Source organism: Streptomyces sp. NPDC091371, assembly GCF_040684275.1.
Lineage (GTDB): Bacteria > Actinomycetota > Actinomycetes > Streptomycetales > Streptomycetaceae > Streptomyces.
This window is the reverse complement of the sequence record NZ_JBFBFP010000011.1, coordinates 100,189-116,173: the sequence shown is the minus strand read 5'-3', so window position 1 is coordinate 116,173 and position 15,985 is coordinate 100,189. Positions and strand designations below refer to the sequence as shown.

Sequence of the window (15,985 nt, the reverse complement as noted above, 5' to 3'; positions counted from 1 at the left end):
ATCGGCTTCAGGGGCGGGGTGGTTCGGGCTCGGGTCCCGGTTCGGGCAGGGGTACGGGTACGGGCTCGGGTACGAGTTCGGGTTCGGGTTCGGGTTCGGGTTCGGGCCCGAGCGTGCGGGAGGCCCCGATCGGGAGGTCCCACAGGTGCTCGCGGGGCAGGCCCGCGCGGGCCCAGGCGGTGCGGGCGCGGTGCAGGGGCTCCATGACCGGTTCGGCGGAGAGGACGAAGGTGGCCCAGTGCATGGGGGCCATCCGGCGGGCGCCGAGGTCGAGGCAGGCCTGGACGGCCTCCTCCGGGTCGGCGTGGACGTCGCTGAGCCACCAGCGCGGGGCGTAGGCCCCGATCGGCAGCAGGGCGAGTTCGATGCCGGGGTGGCGGCGGCCGATCTCGCCGAACCAGTGGCCGTAGCCGGTGTCCCCCGCGAAGTAGAGCTTGCGCGGGGAGGGGCTGTGGGTGTCGGTGAGGATCCAGCCGCCCCACAGGGAGCGGCAGGTGTCGATCAGGGACCGCTTCGACCAGTGGTGGGCGGGGACGAACTCGAAGCGTACTCCGCCCAGTTCGGCCGATTCCCACCAGTCGAGCTCGGTGACCCGGGTGAAGCCCCGGCGGCGGAACCAGCGGGCGAGGCCGGCCGGGACGAAGAAGGCCGTGTGCCGGGGCAGTCGCTTGATGGTCGGGGCGTCGAGGTGGTCGTAGTGGTTGTGGCTGATCACCACCGCGTCGACCGGCGGCAGGTCCCCCCAGCGCACCCCGACGGGGGTCATCCGGGACGGGGTGCCGAGGATGCGCCGCGACCAGACGGGGTCGGTCAGCACGGTCAGCCCGCCGGTGCGCAGCACCCAGCTGGCGTGCCCGGCCCAGGTGACGCAGACCCTGCCCGGTTCCGCCGCGGGCAGCGGGGCCGGTGCGTACGGCAGGTCGGGGATGCCGCGCAGCCCGTCGGGATCGGGGCGGAACGCGCCCTCGCGGGCGAGCCGGGCGAAGGCGCGCATGCCGGGGAGCGGGGTGGTGAGGCGGTCCGCGAAGGAGGCGGGCCAGCGGCGGTGCTCGCCGAGCGGGCGCGGGCCGCCAGCCGCCGGGGGTTCCGCGGGGGTTCCCGTCGGGGCGGGGGGCACCGGGCGGACCTCGGGCCGCGGCGCGGCGGCGGTCCGCACCGGCCCCGCGTCGGGGGCGGGGGCTGCGGAGGGGGCGTCCGTCCGGTCCCTCATCGAGAAGTCTCCGTTCACCGGGTCGCGTCGGTCGGGTCTGCCGGTCGGTCAGGTCAGTTCCGTCAGGATCGATCCGAGGAGGTCCAGGGAGCGCCGCACGTGGGGCAGGGCGAGCGGATCGCGGGCGGTGAGCGCGGCCAGCCGCTCCTCGGGGGTGGCGCCGAGCAGCGGTCCCGTCGACAACCGCACGCGCAGCGCGCCCAGTTCGTCCGCGAACCGCTGTCCGCCCGGCGTGGGCGCGCCGAGCCGGGCACCGAGCCAGTCCTCCAGTTCCATGGCGTCGCCGACGCCGTTCCGGGCGAGGCCGGCGCGGAGCGGGGAGAGGTCGGCGTAGAGGTGCCGGCCGGCTTCCGGGGGCCGGGCCAGGGCTCCGGCCTCCAGCAGCGTGCGGTGCGCGGCGGCGGCGACGGCGCCGTGCAGGGCGGCCGCCTTGTAGGCCCGCCCGGCGACGGCGTCGGGTTCGTCGAGGGCGTGCGCGGCCGCCGTGGCGACCGGGCCCGCGACGAGGGCGCCGGTGGCGGTGAGCACGTCGAGGGTGCGGGCGCGCAGCCAGGTGCCGCGCGGGGTGCCGGGGAAGCGGAGCACCGCCGCGGGCCAGCCGGCGGGCAGCAGCGCGCCGGACAGGTCGAGGAGGACGGCCGCCTGGTCGGGGAGCATCTCGGCGGGGCTGAGCACCAGGGTCTCGTGCGGCCGGTGCACGGTGTCGCGCCAGCTCTCGTCACTGACGACGAACAGCCCGGCGGCCTCGGCGGCCTCGCAGGCCTCGCGCAGCATTTCGGGCGGCGGGACGGTGGCGGTCGGGTCGTCGGCGACCGACAGCAGCAGCACCCGCGGGTCACCGCCCTCCGCGCGCACCCGCCGGACGGTTTCCAGCAGGGCGTACGGGTCGGGTACGCCGCCGCATTCGGCCGGGGTCGGTACGTGGTAGGCCCGCCGTCCCAGCAGCCGGACCTGCGGGGTCCACCAGGCGGGACAGGGCCGGGGCAGCATCACGTCCCCGCCGAAGGCCCCGAGCAGGGCGAGCAGCAGGGCCGGGGCGCCGGGGCCGGCGGCGACGTTCTCCGGGGCGGTGGCGAGGCCGCGCCGCGCCCAGTGCCGGCAGGCGGCCTGGCGTACGGGCTCCCCGCCGCCGGGGGGTTCGGGGGCGGAGCGCCCGGCGGCCGCGGCGAGTACGGAGACGAGCTCGGGCAGCACGGGGAGGCCCGGCTGGGGCGCGGGTGGGCCGTACCGGACCGGACCGCGGCCCTCCGCCGCCGCGCGCTGCATCCCCGCCACCGTTTCCCGCCTTCCGCGCCGCACCGCCCGCCTCACCCGACGCTGCCCTTTATATGATTATTCAGGCAAATCCGCCCGTTATGCGCCCCGGGTTATCACCCCGACCGGCGGGTCAGCCCTTCCTCCCGAGCAGCGCGAGCAGCCTGGTCTGCGCGTTCGCCCCGGCCGGCACCTCCAGGGGCTCGGCATACATGCCACTGGCCGCGAGCCCGTCGGCGTACGGCATGACCTCCTTGATGGAGAACTCCACGAGGTTGTCCGGGAGCCGGTCGTCGGCGCCGATGCCCCGCGCGAGGTCCCAGGCGTGCACGACGCAGTCGGCGGTCAGTTCCGAGCAGTACGCCATCCCCAGCGCGGGCCCGTACGAGAGGCGCACGGTCCGGTCCAGCGCCCCGGGCGCGGCGAAGGCGGCGTGCGCGGCGACGGAGGCCGCCTCCCAGGCTGCAAGGGGGTCGTCGCCGAGCACGTCCCCGGAGAAGGCGTCGCCGAGCTCCTCGACGGTACGGCCCTCGGCGACCAGCGGCGGGATCCAGAGCTGCTCCCCGGTGACGTGGTTGACCAGCGCCCGCACGTCCCACTCGGTGCACGGGGTGGGCGCGCCCCACTGGCCGTCCTGGACGGCGCGCAGCCGCTCGCCGAAGAGCCGAAGCGCCTGGGCGTGCAGTTGGAGCAGCGTCTCCGGCATGGCCCTCACCGCCTTCCGCCATGGGGTTCTCCGTCTGCGGCCCACTCTCCTCGCCCCCGCATTCCCCTGCCACCGGCAGGGCGAACCCCCTTGTCCCACAAGGCTGCTGTCCACATCTCAATACGCCTATCTCAGATGGCGACATGATCGATTACGGTGGAGCCAACGCTTCGACGACGAGGAGTACGCGATGAACGCCCACGAGACGGCCGTCTACACGCACGGCCACCACGAGTCGGTCCTGCGCTCGCACCGCTGGCGCACCGCGGAGAACTCGGCGGCGTACCTGATCGGCGAGCTGCGGCCGGGCATGTCCGTCCTGGACGTGGGCTGCGGCCCCGGCACGATCACCGCCGACCTGGCCGAGCTGGTCGCCCCGGGCGGCCGCGTCACGGCGGTCGACGCGGCCGGGGACGTCGTCGAGCAGGCCCGCGCGTACGCGGCGGAACGCGGGGTGACGGGCGTGGAGTTCGGCACGGCGGACGTCCACGCGCTGGACTTCCCGGACGACTCCTTCGACGTGGTCCACGCCCACCAGGTGCTGCAGCACGTGGGCGACCCGGTCCAGGCCCTGCGCGAGATGCGGCGGGTGTGCCGGCCGGGCGGGATCGTGGCGGCGCGGGACGCCGACTACGCGGCGATGACCTGGTACCCGGCGGCGCCCGGCCTGGACCGGTGGCAGGACCTGTACCAGCGGGTGGCCCGCGCCAACGGCGGCGAACCGAACGCGGGCCGCATGCTGCACGCCTGGGCGCGGGAGGCGGGCTTCACGGAGGTGGCGTCCACCGTCACGAACTGGGTGTACGCGACCCCGGAGGAGGCGGCCTGGTGGTCGTCCCTGTGGGCGGACCGCACGACGGCCTCGTCGTACGCGGCCATCGCCACCGGGGGCGGGCACGCGACCCCCGAGACCCTGTCGGACATCGCCACCGCGTGGCACGCGTGGGGCGCGGACGCGGACGCGTGGTTCTCGGTCCCGAACGGCGAAATCCTCTGCCGAGCCTGACCCCTCCGGGGAGGTAGGCAGGCTCGACTGCGGCGCCGCTGCCGGGGCTCCGCCCCGGACCCCGCGCCTCAAACGCCGGCGAGGCTGAAATTGCCCTCCGGGCAATCCAGCCGAGCCTGGCGGCTCACGGCAGCGAAATCCAGCCCCTCCGGCGTTTGAGGAGCGGGTCCGGGGCGGAGCCCCGGGCATTGAGCCTCACCGGGCAGCGGACATCCGCCACCTCCAGCCCCGCCGGCGTTTGAGGCGCGGGGTCCGGGGCAGAGCCCCGGATCTTTGAGCCGCACAGGCAGCCGGCATCAGCCACCTCCAGCCCCGCCGGCGTTTGAGGCGCGGGGGCTGGGGCGGAGCCCCGGCAGTGGCGCGGCGCCGGCTCGGCTCGGGCGGGTTACACCGGCGGCCGCATGCGGAAGTCGTACGCGGCCGGGAGCGGGCAGTTCGCGAGGGTCGCCCAGACCTCCCCCAGGGTCTCCTCCCCCTCGCGGAGGTCCGCGACCGTGAAGCCCTCGTCGAAGACCCGCCGGGCCGCCGCCACGTGCCCCTCCGCCACCAGGAGCCGCGCAGCGAGGAGCCGGAAGCGGCCCTGTTCGCGCAGGGCCGGCCGGAGCCGGTCCCAGACGGACCGCGCCCCCGCGAGGCGCCCCGCGGCGAGCAGCGCCGTCATCGCCTCCCGCCCCAGCGCCGACTCCGCGGCCGCCCACGCCTCGCCGCCCCGGCTCTCGGCCGCCAGGTCCTCGAAGGCCGCCGCGTACCCGTCGGCGGCCCGCTCCACCCCGCCGGCCAGCGCGTCCGCCGCCGCCAGGCAGCGCAGCAGCGGCCATCTCGACGGTGCCAGCGCCAGCCCGCGCTCCCAGCTCCGTACGGCCTGCGCCACGTCCCCCGCGTGCCACTGCGCCACGCCCAGGTGGTACTCCGTCAGCGGATCCGCCGGGGCGGTCTCCAGCATGTCCCGCCAGTGCGCGGCCACCAGGCTCGGCCCCGGCGGCGCCACCCGCCGCGGGGCGGGGAAGACGCCCGTGCGCCACAGCTCCACCCACGGGGCCTGCGCCTCGCCCAGCCCGGCTTCCTCGAACGGGGTGCCCGGCAGCCGGAAGCCCCCGCACATCACCTCCAGCGCACCCCAGCCCGATCCGGCGGCGAGCCGCTCCCCCGGCTCGGTGTCCGCGCACTCGCGCCACGCCTTGTACGCCGCCTGCACGCGCTCGTCCGGCAGCGCCCGGGACAGTGCGGCCTCAGCCGCGCCGCGCGCCGCCGCCCAGTCCGCGCCGTGCACGGCCGCCGGCTCCGCCGCCAGCGGTCCGTACGCCTCCAGCCAGCTGAACTCCGCCCCGCCGTCCAGCCGTACGTGTTCCAGCTGGGTCCGGGCCAGCCCCGCCTGGATCTCCGCGTACCCGCCCGTGCCCGGTTCGGTGAGCCATTCCTGCCAGCGCCGCCCGCCCCGGCCCGCGCCCCACACGAACAGCTTGCGCCCGCGCAGCCGCCCGGTGGAGGTCTGCACCAGCCCGTGCCCTTCGGCGTCCAGCGAGGCGATCCAGGGCCGGGTCCCGTCCTCGACCTCGTAGAAGAAGTCGGCCGGGTACTCGCTGCGCAGCGGGTACGTGCGGTCCGCGCCCTCCCACTGCGGTACGGGGATCCGCCGCAGCGAGCGCTCGTACCCGAAGTGCCAGGCCTCGTCTGCGGGGGCGAGGACCCGGGTGCCCGCGTCCTCGGGGACGGCGATGTTGGACCACCAGTACACGGGCGCCGGCCGCTCGTGCGGGTTGCGCACGCGGACGCCCACGTACAGGTACTCCGAGTCCTCGGGCAGCCACAGGTCCACCTGGAACGGCAGGTCGCGCAGCCGCTCCCATTCCCACAGCCTGACCATCACGCCCCCGTCCGGGGCGGGCACGAGCGCGGCGTGCAGCGGCTCGCAGGAGAGCGTGGTGTGGCCGGTGGCGCCGATGTTCCACTCGATGCCGCCGGAGAACCAGGCCCCGTTCAGGGCGAAGTTCGCGGGCTGGAACACCGGGTTGCAGTAGAGCAGTTCGCGCCCGCTCGGCAGGTGGACGAGCGAGTGGATCCGCCCGCCGAGCCCCGGGAGCACGGTGGCCCGCAGGTGTTCGTTCTCGATGACGATCGACTCGAACTCCGCCTCGGCCCGCTCCCGCCGGTACCCGTCCCGGACCCGGACGGGCAGCAGCGAGCGCAGCGGCTCGTACCCGAGCTGGCGTGCCATGTCGCGGGGCATCCCCTCGCGCGAGCGCTCGTCGAGTACGTGTACCTCGTCGGCGGGGCGCAGGGCGGGCAGCGGGTTGTCGGGACCCAACGGGGCGGCGGGGAGGGTCAGTACGGCGCGTCGGACGGTGGTGGCCATGGGGAAATGGAACACGCCGCGGCGGCCGGTGCACAGGGGTTCCGCTCATCACCACCGGTCAGGATTACGCAAAGGCCCCCGCGACCAGATCGGCCAGCAGGACGCCCGCGTGCCCGTCCGGGTCCAGATCCGGGTCGTAGACGGTGACGTTCAGCCCGACGCAGCGCGGCGAGCTCACCAACACGCCCAGCAGTTCGGCGAGTTCGTCCGGGATCAGGCCGCCCGGGTCGGGGCTGTCCACGGCCGGCATGACGCCCGGGTCCAGTACGTCCGCGTCCAGGTGCACCCAGAAGCCGTCGGTGACCGGCGGGTGCAGCCCGTCCAGGGCCGCCCGTGCCACCAGACCGGCCCCCCGCTCGCGGATCTCCCCCACGGTGGCCGCGCGGATCCCCGCCTCCCGCAGCTCGGTGAGGTCCGGGTCCCCGTCCCGCAGCCCGAAGATCCGTACGTCCTCGTCCCGCAGGTAGGGCGCCAGCCCTTCCAGGTCGGTGAGGCCGGACTGGCCGCGCCCGGTGGCCAGGGCCAGTTCCTCGCCGGCGGCCGCGCCCACGGGTCCGTTCACGGCCTCGTTGCCGGGGTGGCGGAAGTCGGCGGAGCCGTCGATCGCGGCCAGTCCGTACCGTCCGAGCCGGCGCATGGCGAGGGAGGCGCCCAGCTGGATCGAGCAGTCGCCGCCGAGCACGACGGGGAACTCCCCCGCGCGCAGGTGCCGTTCGATCCGGTCGGCGAGGGTGACGGTGTACGCGGCCAGGGCGGCGGCGTGGAAGACGCCGTCGCCCTCCTTCCAGTCGCCGCGGTCGTAGCGCGGCGGGACCACCACCCCGCCCTCGCGCGCGCCGAGCCGGGCGAGGAGGCCCTGTTCGCGCAGGGCCCCGGCGAGCTTGTAGACGCCCGGCACGGTGCCGGGCGCGGGCGGGCGCAGGCCGAGGTTGGACGGGGCGTCGAGGAGCACGAGGGTTCGCATGCCTTCATCCTGTGCGACGCGCGCCCCCGGGGACCTTCATTTCGGCCGTCACGGCCCAGCGTTCGTGGTCGCGCCAGGCGCCGTCCACGTACAGGAAGTCCGGGGAGAGCCCCTCCAGCCGGAAGCCCGCGCCCCTGACCAGGGCGATCGAGGCGGTGTTGCCCGGCTGGATGTTGGCCTCCAGGCGGTGCAGCCCGAGGCCGTGCCCGTCCTGTGGGGCGAAGGCGTGCGCGAGGACCAGGCCCAGGGCCTCCCGCATGAGCCCGCGCCCGGCGGCGTGGGCGAAGGCGCCGTAGCCGAGGGCCCCGCACTGGAAGGCCCCGCGGACGATGTTGTTGACGTTGACGAAGCCGGCGATGGCCCCGGTCTCCCGCTCGCACACGAGGAACCCGGCGCGGCCCTCGCCGCCGGCCAGCCGGGCGGCGTAGGGCTCGTACTCCTCGATGGTGACGGGCGGGAACAGCCACGGCCGGTGGAGCTCCCGGCTCTCGTGCGCACGCGCGGTGAACTCGGGCCCGTCGGCCTGCCGGAAAGGCCGCAGGCCCACGTGGGCGCCCTCGCGGAGGTAGGGGGAAAAGGTCACGGGGCCAGGCTACTTGTATGGCACCATCACCGGCGTGACCAAGGATGATCTCGATGACGCGCTCCGCTCTGCGGTGCTGAACAACGCCGCTTTCTGCGATGCCGTCTGCCGGGCGCACGACCTGCCGGCCGCCTTCGACGGCGAGCGCTACTGGCTCAGCACCAGCCGGACCCCGCCGCTCTACCCCGACGCGGTGACCCTGAGCCCGGACACGGGAGCGGAGAGCCTGCTGCAGCGGATGGACACGGACAGCCCGGGCTGCTCGGTGAAGGACAGCTTCGCCACCCTGGACCTGGAGGGGGACGGCTTCGAGGTGCTCTTCGACGCCCGGTGGATCCACCGGGCGGCGGGCGCCCCGGCGGCGGTCGGCACGCCGTCCGGCCTGGTGTGGGGCGAGGTCGCCGACGCCGGGGAGCTGGCGGTCTGGGAGGCCGCCTGGGACGGCGAGGAGAGCACGGGCCTGTTCCGCCCGGACCTGCTCGGCGGGGAGATCGCCTTCCTGGCGGGCCGCCGCGACGGCCGGATCGTCGCCGGGGCCGTGGTGAACGCGGCCGCGGGGGTCGTGGGCGTGTCCAACCTGTTCGCCCACGACGAGGCCGACACCGACGCCGCCTGGACCGGCGCCCTGACCGCGGCCGCCGCCCGCTGGCCGGAGCACGACGTGGTCGGCTACGAGGCCGGGGACGACCTCGCCACGGCGGCCCGGCACGGCTTCCGGGAGATCGGCCCGCTGCGCGTGTGGCTGCGCACGAGCGAGAAGACCCGCTACCTGCGCCGTCGGGAGAAGTAGGCCCCGCACAGCCCGCCCAGCACGGCGGCGATCAGCAGGGCGACGTAGAGGGGCATCGTCACCTGCGGGATCCACAGCCGGATCGTGGTCGACCTGGTGTTCTCGAAGATGAACACCAGGGTGAGCACCGCGAGCACGGCGATGGCGATGCGGCCCGGGGTCAGCAGCCCGTGGAGCCCGGTGCCGCCCTTGGCGGTGTGCGAGGTCATGGCTCCATGATCCGCCCGCGGCGGCACGCGGGCTCAGTCGTGCAGGGCCAGACGGGGGATGTCCGCGCGCTCGATCCCGAAGACCTGGGCGTACAGGGAGAGTTCCGCCTCCAGTGCCCGGACCATCGTCTCCGCCCGCCGGAAGCCGTGGCCCTCGCCCTCGAAGGCCACGTAGGCGTGCGGCACCGACCGGCCGCGCATGGCGGCCAGCAGGCGCTCCGCCTGGGCCGGCGGGCAGACCGGGTCGTCCAGGCCCTGGAGCAGCACGAACGGGGCCGTGATCCGGTCGGCGCGGGCCACCGGAGAGCGCTCGCGGCACAGCACGGGCAGGGTCCCCGGCGGTCCGGCCAGCCCGTCGATGTACCGGGACTCCAGGTCGTGGGTCTCCTCGGCGAAGCCGAGCAGGTCCAGTACGGGGTAGATGACCGCGGCGCAGGCGTACAGGTCGGTGGCGGCCAGCGAGGCGGCCGCCGTCCAGCCGCCCGCGCTGGCGCCGCGGATGGCGAGCCGGCGCGGGTCGGCCGTGCCCTCGGCGGCCAGCGCCCGGGCCACCGCCGCGCAGTCCTCCACGTCGACCACGCCCCACTGCTCGCGCAGCCGCTCGCGGTAGGCGCGGCCGTAGCCGGTGGAGCCGCCGTAGTTCACCTCGACGACGCCGATGCCGCGCGAGGTGAAGTAGGCGATGTGCAGGTCGAGTACGGGCGGGACGTGGTCGGTGGGTCCGCCGTGCGCCCACACCACGTACGGGGGCAGTTCGTCGGCGGCGGCCCGGCAGGCCGGGTGGTGCGGCGGGTAGACGTGCGCGTGGATCTCCCGGTTGTCGGGGCCGAGGAAGGTGCGGCTCTGCGGTTCCGGGTAGTAGGCCGGGTCCACCGGGTCCGCCGCCCGCGCCCCCACCGCCCGGGCGTGCCCGGTGGCGGTGTCCAGTTCCACGACCTCGTACGCGCTGCGCGGGCTGGCGGCGACCCCGTAGACCCGGGTGCCGCTCACGGCGAGGGTGGGCTGCCAGGCCGTCCACGGTCCGGCCGCGTCCACGAGGTCGCCGCTGTCCGGGTCCAGGACGCCGAGCACGGAGGAGCCCTCCCCGTGCAGGACGGCGACCAGGCCCTCGGGGAGCGCGGCGATCCAGCGCAGCCCCGGCTTCCACAGCGGGCCGCCGAACTCCTCTTCGCGGGGGCACAGGTTGACCGCCCCGCCGCTCTCCGGGTCGACGCGGTACGGGTTCCACCAGCCGGCCCGGTCGCTCACCGCGAGGAGGGTTCCGCCGGCCGTCCACTCGGCCTGCGCGACGGCCTCCTCGGGGCCGCCGAGCACCGTCCGGGCCCGCACGAGGGCGTCCTGTTCGACGTCGGCCAGCTTCAGCTCGGTGCCGTCCCAGGGCATCCGGGGGTGGTCCCACACCAGCCAGGCCGCGTGCCGCCCGTCCGGGGAGATCCGGGGGCCGGTGCTGAACCGGTGCCGGTCGTCCGTCAACTCCCGTACGGCGGTACGGTCTTCCGCCGCCGCCCCGTCCAGCGGCACGGCGGCCAGGACGCGGCGCACGTCGGTGGGGGCGGGCCCGGTGAACTCCTCCAGCACGCACCAGACCTCGCCTCCGCGCAGCACCGGATCGGCCCAGCGCAGCCCGCCGCCGACGGCGGAGACGGGGGTGAGCGGGCGGGGTCCGGGGCTGCCGGGCGCGTCCGGTTCGTACGCGTACAGCCGCTGGTCGGCGAAGTGTACGAAGACCAGCAGGGGGCCGCCCGACTCCCGTTCGGCTCCGGCCCAGGGCAGCCCGCCGTACTCGGTGACCCGGCTGCGCACGTTCCACGGGGCGGGCAGCTCCGTGATCTCGGGGCCCCCGTCGGTGACGCGGCGGCGCACGAGGGTCCGGCGGCCGGCCTCCCGCGGCCGGGGCTCGGTCCACCACACCTCGGGCCCGACCGCGCCGAGGTACTCGGGGCGCCCGTCGAGCGAGGCGGCGAGGGCGGCGTCGATGGGCGAGGGCCAGCTGCCGTAGGGCCTGGTCGGCGCCGCCATCACCGGGCCCTGCTCACAGGGTCCGCAGCGCGCGGTCGAGGACGCGGACGCCGAAGTGCAGGGCGTCGACGGGGACCCGCTCGTCCACGCCGTGGAAGAGGGCCCAGTAGTCGAAGCCGGGCGGCAGCTTCAGCGGGGAGAAGCCGTAGCCGGTGATGCCGAGCCGGGAGAACTGCTTGGCGTCGGTGCCGCCCGCCATGCAGAAGGGCACGACGCGCCCCTCCGGGTCGAACCGCTCGACGGATTCGCGCAGGATCGCGAACGTCCGCCCGTCCACGGGGGCTTGGAGGGCCACCTCCCGGTGGTGGAACTCCCACCGCACGTCGGGTCCGGTGAGCTCGTTCAGGGTGGCGATGAACTCGGCCTCGCCGCCGGGCACGATCCGGCCGTCCACGTATGCGGTGGCGTGCTCGGGGATCACATTGAGCTTGTAACCGGCGTTCAGCATCGTCGGGTTGGCGCTGTTGCGCACGGTCGCGTCGACCAGGAGGCCGGCCGGGCCGAGCTTGCCGAGGACCTCGTCGAGGTCGAAGTCCGGCCGGCGCGGGTCCACCGACAGGCCCTGCAGGGCGGCGAGTTCGGTGATGCAGGCGGTGACGGTGTCGGTGAGCCGGACCGGCCACTCGTACTCGCCGATCCGCGCCACGGCGGCGGCGAGCCGGCTGACGGCATTGGCGCGGTTGGGCTTGGAGCCGTGCCCGGCGGTGCCGTGCGCGGTCAGCTTCAGCCAGGCCGTGCCGCGTTCCCCCGCTGCGATCGGGTAGATGACCTGGCCCGGATTGGGGTGGACGGTGAAGGCGCCGGATTCGCTGATGCCCTCCGTACAGCCCTCGAAGAGATGCGGGTGCTCGTCGGCGAGGAATCCCGAGCCGTCGACGGCGCTGTCCTCCTCGTCGGCGGTGTAGGCGATCACGATGTCCCGGCGCGGCCGCACGCCGGCGCGCGCCCAGGCCCGTACGGCGGCCAGCACCATCGCGTCCATGTTCTTCATGTCGACGGCGCCGCGCCCCCACACCACTCCGTCGCGGACCTCGCCGGAGAAGGGGTCCACGCTCCAGTCGGCGGCCTCGGCCGGGACGACGTCGAGGTGCCCGTGGACGAGGAGGGCCTCGGCGGTGGGGTCGGTGCCCTCGATCCGGGCGACCACGTTGGTGCGGCCCGGGGTGCGTTCCAGCAGCACCGGCTCCAGGCCGACGGCGGCGAGGCGCTCCGCGACGTACTCGGCGGCGGGGCGCTCGCGGCAGTCGCCGCCGCCCCGGTTGGTGGTGTCGATGCGGATGAGGTCGGAGGTGAACTCGACGACCTCGTCGAGGGCCACCTGGTCGACGGAGGTGTCCTCGCTGTTGATTGCGTGCATGTCAGCCATACTGCTCCTCCACCGCCGCCGAGACGACCGTCGTGACGGCCTTGAAGGTGCGGATCCCCTCGTACATCGTCTCGGTGCTGTACGCGACCCTGCGCTCCCCGGACCGTTCCGCTCCCGGGACCACCGTGGCGGCCATGGCCAGGTGCTCGGCGTCGAACTCCAGCTCCACGGTGTACGGCCCGCGGAGCACGGGATCGCGTCGGCCGGCCAGGGCCGTGGCCTCCTTGGCGGCGGCCCGGATGTCGGCGGCGGTGCGGGCGGGGGTCCGGCAGACGGCGGCGTAGCGCGAGACGTGGTCCTTGACGGCGACGGTGACCGCGTCCGGGGCGTATCCGGCGGCGTCCAGGCAGGTCAGGTCGTCGCCGGTGACCAGGATGACGGGGACTCCGTACTCGGCGACGACGTGCGCGTTGAGCAGTCCCTCGCTCGCGCGGATCCCGTTGAGCCAGACGCCGGTGATGGAGTTGGCGAGGTAGGTGTGGGCGAGCACGCCCTCGGAGCCGGCGCCCGTGTGGTAGCCGACGAAGGCGATGCCGTCGACGTCCCCGTGCTGGACCCCCTCGACCATGGAGAGGGACTTGTGGCGGCCGGTGAGCATCTCGGCGCGGGCGTCGAGGCGCTCCAGCAGCAGGTTGCGCATGGTCCAGTGCGCCTCGTTGATGACGACCTGCTCGGCCCCGCCGTCGAAGAAGCCGAGTACGGCGGCGTTCACGTCGGAGGTGAACAGCCCCCGGCAGCGCTCCCACTGCGGCGTGCCGGGCAGCACGTCGGCGGGCCAGGTGACGCCGGTGGCGCCCTCCATGTCGGCGGAGATGAGGATCTTCATCGGGCCCCCGGGCGGTCGGTTGCGCGGTCCCGCGCGACTCGGGCGGCACGCGAGGGACCCAGCCTAGGCCGTCCGGTCCGGATCCCGCCCGACCCGCGCCGCGCCTCGCCGCATTGGCGGAGCCCCAGGCCTTTCCGGCCGGGCCGCACCCTCCAGCCCGTCCGCACCCTTCAGCCCGTCCGGCGTTTGAGGACCGGGGGTCTGGGGGCGGAGCCCCCCCACGCGGCGGAGTCGCATATTCGGTACGCCGGGAAGGGGCGGGGGGGAAGGCCCCGCGCAGCGGCCCGCACCCAGGGGGCCGCCGGGGCCGGGCGCGCGGCGGGGCACCTCCTCGGGCTCCGAACGTTTCCAGGGGCCGGAGGGCCGAGGGCGGCCCAGTTCGGAGCCCTGCGGGGGCGCCCCACCGCACACCCGACCCCGGCGGCGCGGGACCCGCGGAATCCACCCGATCCGGTGAGCCCCGCCTCGCTCAGGCCTCGACTTCGGCGGCCAGGTTCGCCAGCACGGAGTCGTAGATCCGGCCGAGGCCCTTGGGCGCGAAGGTGCGCTCGAAGAAGCCGCCGATGCCGCCCGCGCCGTTCCACACGGTGGTGACCACGGCCTTGGACTTGCCCTCGCCGGCCGGGGTGACCACCCAGGTGGTGACCATGGAGGAGTTGCGGTCCTTCTCCACCAGCTGCCCGTCGGTGGGTTCGGTGACCTCCAGCAGGCAGTCCCGTACGCGCTTGCTGGTGGCCTGGAGCTTCCAGTGCACGAGGGTGCCCTCGCCGTCGCCGCCCTCGCGCACCTCGTACTCGCTGAAGTGCTCGGGCAGCAGCTTGCCCCGGGTCCCGGTGTAGTCCGCCAGCGCGTCGAACACGGTCTCCGCGTCTGCCGCGATGATCCGCTCCGTGGTGGCCTCGACCTGCGCCATAGCTGTTCCTCCAACAGTTGTGATCGCTCGTCACCGCGAAGCCAATCACCTCCGGGGCGGGGGCCCAAATCCGGGTCAGACGTGACAGCGGACGCCTACGAGGAGCGTGTCGTCCGGCAGCCCGGCCAGATAGCCGGGGCCGCCGTACTCGTCCGTCGTCGGCGGGGTGTGCGGGCAGGTGCCGGGGTCGTCGCAGGCGCCGTGCAGGGGGCGGTCCCCCTCCTCCCACCACCCGCCGTCGGGGGTGAGGAGGCTGCCCGGCCAGTCGGCGCGGCGCGCCTCGGTCCTGACGTACTCCTCGCTGGGATCGAGGCGCAGCCCGTCCGCCCATCGCGCGAAGGCCGCGACGGGCGTCTGCGCGAGGTACTCGTAGTCGGTTCCGGGCAGCCACTCCGGGCAGAAGTCCCCCCAAGGCCGGCCGGGCAGGCTCGGCTCCCGGGAGCCGTCCGGGAGCGGCTGGTCGTGGATGAGCCGGGGATCCGTCTCGTGGCCCGGCCGGATGCGGTAGCCGCGACCGTTGGCGCTGCCCCCGATCCGCCAGTGATCCCAGATCCACGGGTCGTCGGAGTACGGACGCGACCCCTCCAGCCGGTCCCGGGCCGCACCCGGAAGGCACACCGTAAGCCTGTATCCGGCCATGAGGCGCAGCCTCGCACCTCTTGCACCACTCTGACCAGCGGGTTTCCAGGTCCGCACGATCATGGGAACGTTTGTTCTATTCTCTCGGCAGAGCTAGCGAGGGAGACGCACCATGCGCTGGGAGAACCTGACCGAGGGCCCCGCGGGCCCGGCCGCGCTCTTCGGGGCCGATGCCGTCGTGACCCGCACGGTCGACACCCCCGAGTTCCGGGGGATCACCTTCCACGAGGTACGGGCCCGTTCGATCGTCAACCGGGTGCCCGGCGCCTCCCGGATGCCGTTCGAATGGACCGTCAACCCGTACCGGGGCTGCTCCCACGCCTGTGTGTACTGCTTCGCCCGCAAGACGCACAGCTACCTCGACCTCGACACCGGCATCGGCTTCGACTCGCAGATCGTCGTCAAGACCAACGCCCCCGAGCTGCTGCGCCGCGAGCTCGGCTCGCGCCGCTGGACGGGCGCGCACATCGCCATGGGCACCAACGTGGACTGCTACCAGCGCGCCGAGGGCCGCTACCGGCTGATGCCCGGGATCATCGAGGCGCTGCGCGACCACGCCAACCCCTTCTCGATCCTCACCAAGGGCACGCTGATCCTGCGTGACCTCCCGCTCCTCCGACAGGCCGCCGAGGTCGCCGACGTAGGGATCTCCGTCTCCGTCGGCTTCACCGACCCCGGCCTCTGGCGGACCGTCGAGCCCGGCACGCCCTCCCCCGCCGCCCGGCTGGCCGCCGTGCGGGCGCTGACCGACGCCGGGATCGAGTGCGGGGTGCTGATGGCCCCGGTGATCCCCTTCCTCGGGGACGCGCCGGAGCAGCTGCGGGACACGGTCAGGGCCGTCGCCGAGTCCGGCGCGACCTCCGTGACACCCCTGGTACTCCATCTGCGGCCGGGGGCGCGCGAGTGGTTCGCGGCCTGGCTGGGCGAGCACCACCCGCACCTCGTCGCCCGGTACGAGCGGATGTACGCGGGCGGCTCGTACGCGCCGACCTGGTACCAGCGGCAGATCACCCGCCAAGTCCACGAACTCGCGGCCGAATTCGGCATCGGGCCCGGCGGCCGCCGGGCGGCGCGCGCCGTGCTCGTACCGGAGCGGCCCGCCGGGGCGGTGGCGGCCGGGGGGACCCAGCTGAGCCTGCTGTGAACT

General features: G+C 74.9%; 15 protein-coding genes. 3 read left to right on the top strand and 12 right to left on the bottom strand.

All coding sequences use genetic code 11. The annotated features are described in order from the left end of the window. Nucleotides 1–7: 7 nt before the first annotated feature. From AB0O21_RS15400 to AB0O21_RS15390, 3 genes are all read right to left on the bottom strand, one after another. Nucleotides 8–1,210, bottom strand: a complete 1,203-nt coding sequence (locus AB0O21_RS15400) for an MBL fold metallo-hydrolase (protein WP_365171209.1) — start codon at nt 1,208–1,210, stop codon at nt 8–10. 48 nt (nt 1,211–1,258) lie between these two features. Then, nucleotides 1,259–2,476 (bottom strand): aminotransferase class I/II-fold pyridoxal phosphate-dependent enzyme, encoded by a 1,218-nt coding sequence (locus AB0O21_RS15395; protein WP_365171357.1) that lies wholly within the window; start codon nt 2,474–2,476, stop codon nt 1,259–1,261. A gap of 121 nt (nt 2,477–2,597) precedes the next feature. Continuing rightward, on the bottom strand, nt 2,598–3,170 hold the full coding sequence (locus AB0O21_RS15390; RefSeq protein ID WP_365171207.1) for a TIGR03086 family metal-binding protein: 573 nt from the start codon (nt 3,168–3,170) through the stop codon (nt 2,598–2,600). Nucleotides 3,171–3,360: 190 nt separating this feature from the next. On the opposite strand from AB0O21_RS15390, the gene AB0O21_RS15385 reads away from it, so the two are divergent. Continuing rightward, nucleotides 3,361–4,176, top strand: a complete 816-nt coding sequence (locus AB0O21_RS15385; RefSeq protein WP_365171205.1) for a methyltransferase domain-containing protein — start codon at nt 3,361–3,363, stop codon at nt 4,174–4,176. A 385-nt stretch (nt 4,177–4,561) separates the two neighbouring features. On the opposite strand, the gene AB0O21_RS15380 is transcribed toward AB0O21_RS15385, so the two are convergent. The 3 genes from AB0O21_RS15380 to AB0O21_RS15370 all read right to left on the bottom strand — a co-directional run bounded on the left by AB0O21_RS15380 (nt 4,562) and on the right by AB0O21_RS15370 (nt 8,076). Then, a complete protein-coding gene (locus AB0O21_RS15380; protein WP_365171203.1) occupies nt 4,562–6,529 on the bottom strand; it encodes a DUF5107 domain-containing protein in 1,968 nt (655 codons plus the stop codon). Between the two features lie 64 nt (nt 6,530–6,593). Further along, nucleotides 6,594–7,493, bottom strand: coding sequence for an arginase family protein (locus AB0O21_RS15375; RefSeq protein ID WP_365171201.1), 900 nt, complete (start codon nt 7,491–7,493; stop codon nt 6,594–6,596). Nucleotides 7,494–7,497: 4 nt separating this feature from the next. After that, entirely contained in the window at nt 7,498–8,076 is a 579-nt protein-coding gene (locus AB0O21_RS15370; RefSeq protein WP_365171199.1) for a GNAT family protein, read from the bottom strand. A gap of 34 nt (nt 8,077–8,110) precedes the next feature. On the opposite strand from AB0O21_RS15370, the gene AB0O21_RS15365 reads away from it, so the two are divergent. Continuing rightward, nucleotides 8,111–8,866 carry a hypothetical protein gene (locus tag AB0O21_RS15365; RefSeq protein ID WP_365171197.1) on the top strand — a complete coding sequence of 252 codons (756 nt, stop codon included), beginning with the start codon at nt 8,111–8,113 and terminating at the stop codon, nt 8,864–8,866. Here the strand turns inward: AB0O21_RS15365 and AB0O21_RS15360 are convergent. The 6 genes from AB0O21_RS15360 to AB0O21_RS15335 all read right to left on the bottom strand — a co-directional run bounded on the left by AB0O21_RS15360 (nt 8,842) and on the right by AB0O21_RS15335 (nt 14,838). Beyond that, nucleotides 8,842–9,075 carry a LapA family protein gene (locus AB0O21_RS15360; protein ID WP_365171195.1) on the bottom strand — a complete coding sequence of 78 codons (234 nt, stop codon included), beginning with the start codon at nt 9,073–9,075 and terminating at the stop codon, nt 8,842–8,844. The two genes, AB0O21_RS15365 and AB0O21_RS15360, sit on opposite strands and share 25 nt — an antisense overlap. Before the next feature lie 33 nt (nt 9,076–9,108). Continuing rightward, the gene (locus tag AB0O21_RS15355; RefSeq protein WP_365171193.1) at nt 9,109–11,094 is read right to left on the bottom strand and encodes a prolyl oligopeptidase family serine peptidase; all 1,986 of its coding nucleotides are present in this window, start codon (nt 11,092–11,094) and stop codon (nt 9,109–9,111) included. A 13-nt stretch (nt 11,095–11,107) separates the two neighbouring features. Beyond that, nucleotides 11,108–12,451, bottom strand: a complete 1,344-nt coding sequence (locus AB0O21_RS15350; protein WP_365171191.1) for a M20/M25/M40 family metallo-hydrolase — start codon at nt 12,449–12,451, stop codon at nt 11,108–11,110. Nucleotide 12,452: 1 nt separating this feature from the next. Then, nucleotides 12,453–13,286, bottom strand: a complete 834-nt coding sequence (locus tag AB0O21_RS15345) for a M55 family metallopeptidase (protein ID WP_365171189.1) — start codon at nt 13,284–13,286, stop codon at nt 12,453–12,455. Nucleotides 13,287–13,755: 469 nt separating this feature from the next. Continuing rightward, nucleotides 13,756–14,199 carry an SRPBCC family protein gene (locus tag AB0O21_RS15340; RefSeq protein ID WP_365171187.1) on the bottom strand — a complete coding sequence of 148 codons (444 nt, stop codon included), beginning with the start codon at nt 14,197–14,199 and terminating at the stop codon, nt 13,756–13,758. Nucleotides 14,200–14,274: 75 nt separating this feature from the next. Further along, nucleotides 14,275–14,838, bottom strand: coding sequence for a hypothetical protein (locus AB0O21_RS15335; RefSeq protein WP_365171185.1), 564 nt, complete (start codon nt 14,836–14,838; stop codon nt 14,275–14,277). A gap of 112 nt (nt 14,839–14,950) precedes the next feature. Between AB0O21_RS15335 and AB0O21_RS15330 the strand changes: the two genes are divergently transcribed. Then, the gene (locus AB0O21_RS15330) at nt 14,951–15,982 is read left to right on the top strand and encodes an Rv2578c family radical SAM protein (protein WP_365171183.1); all 1,032 of its coding nucleotides are present in this window, start codon (nt 14,951–14,953) and stop codon (nt 15,980–15,982) included. Nucleotides 15,983–15,985: the final 3 nt, after the last annotated feature.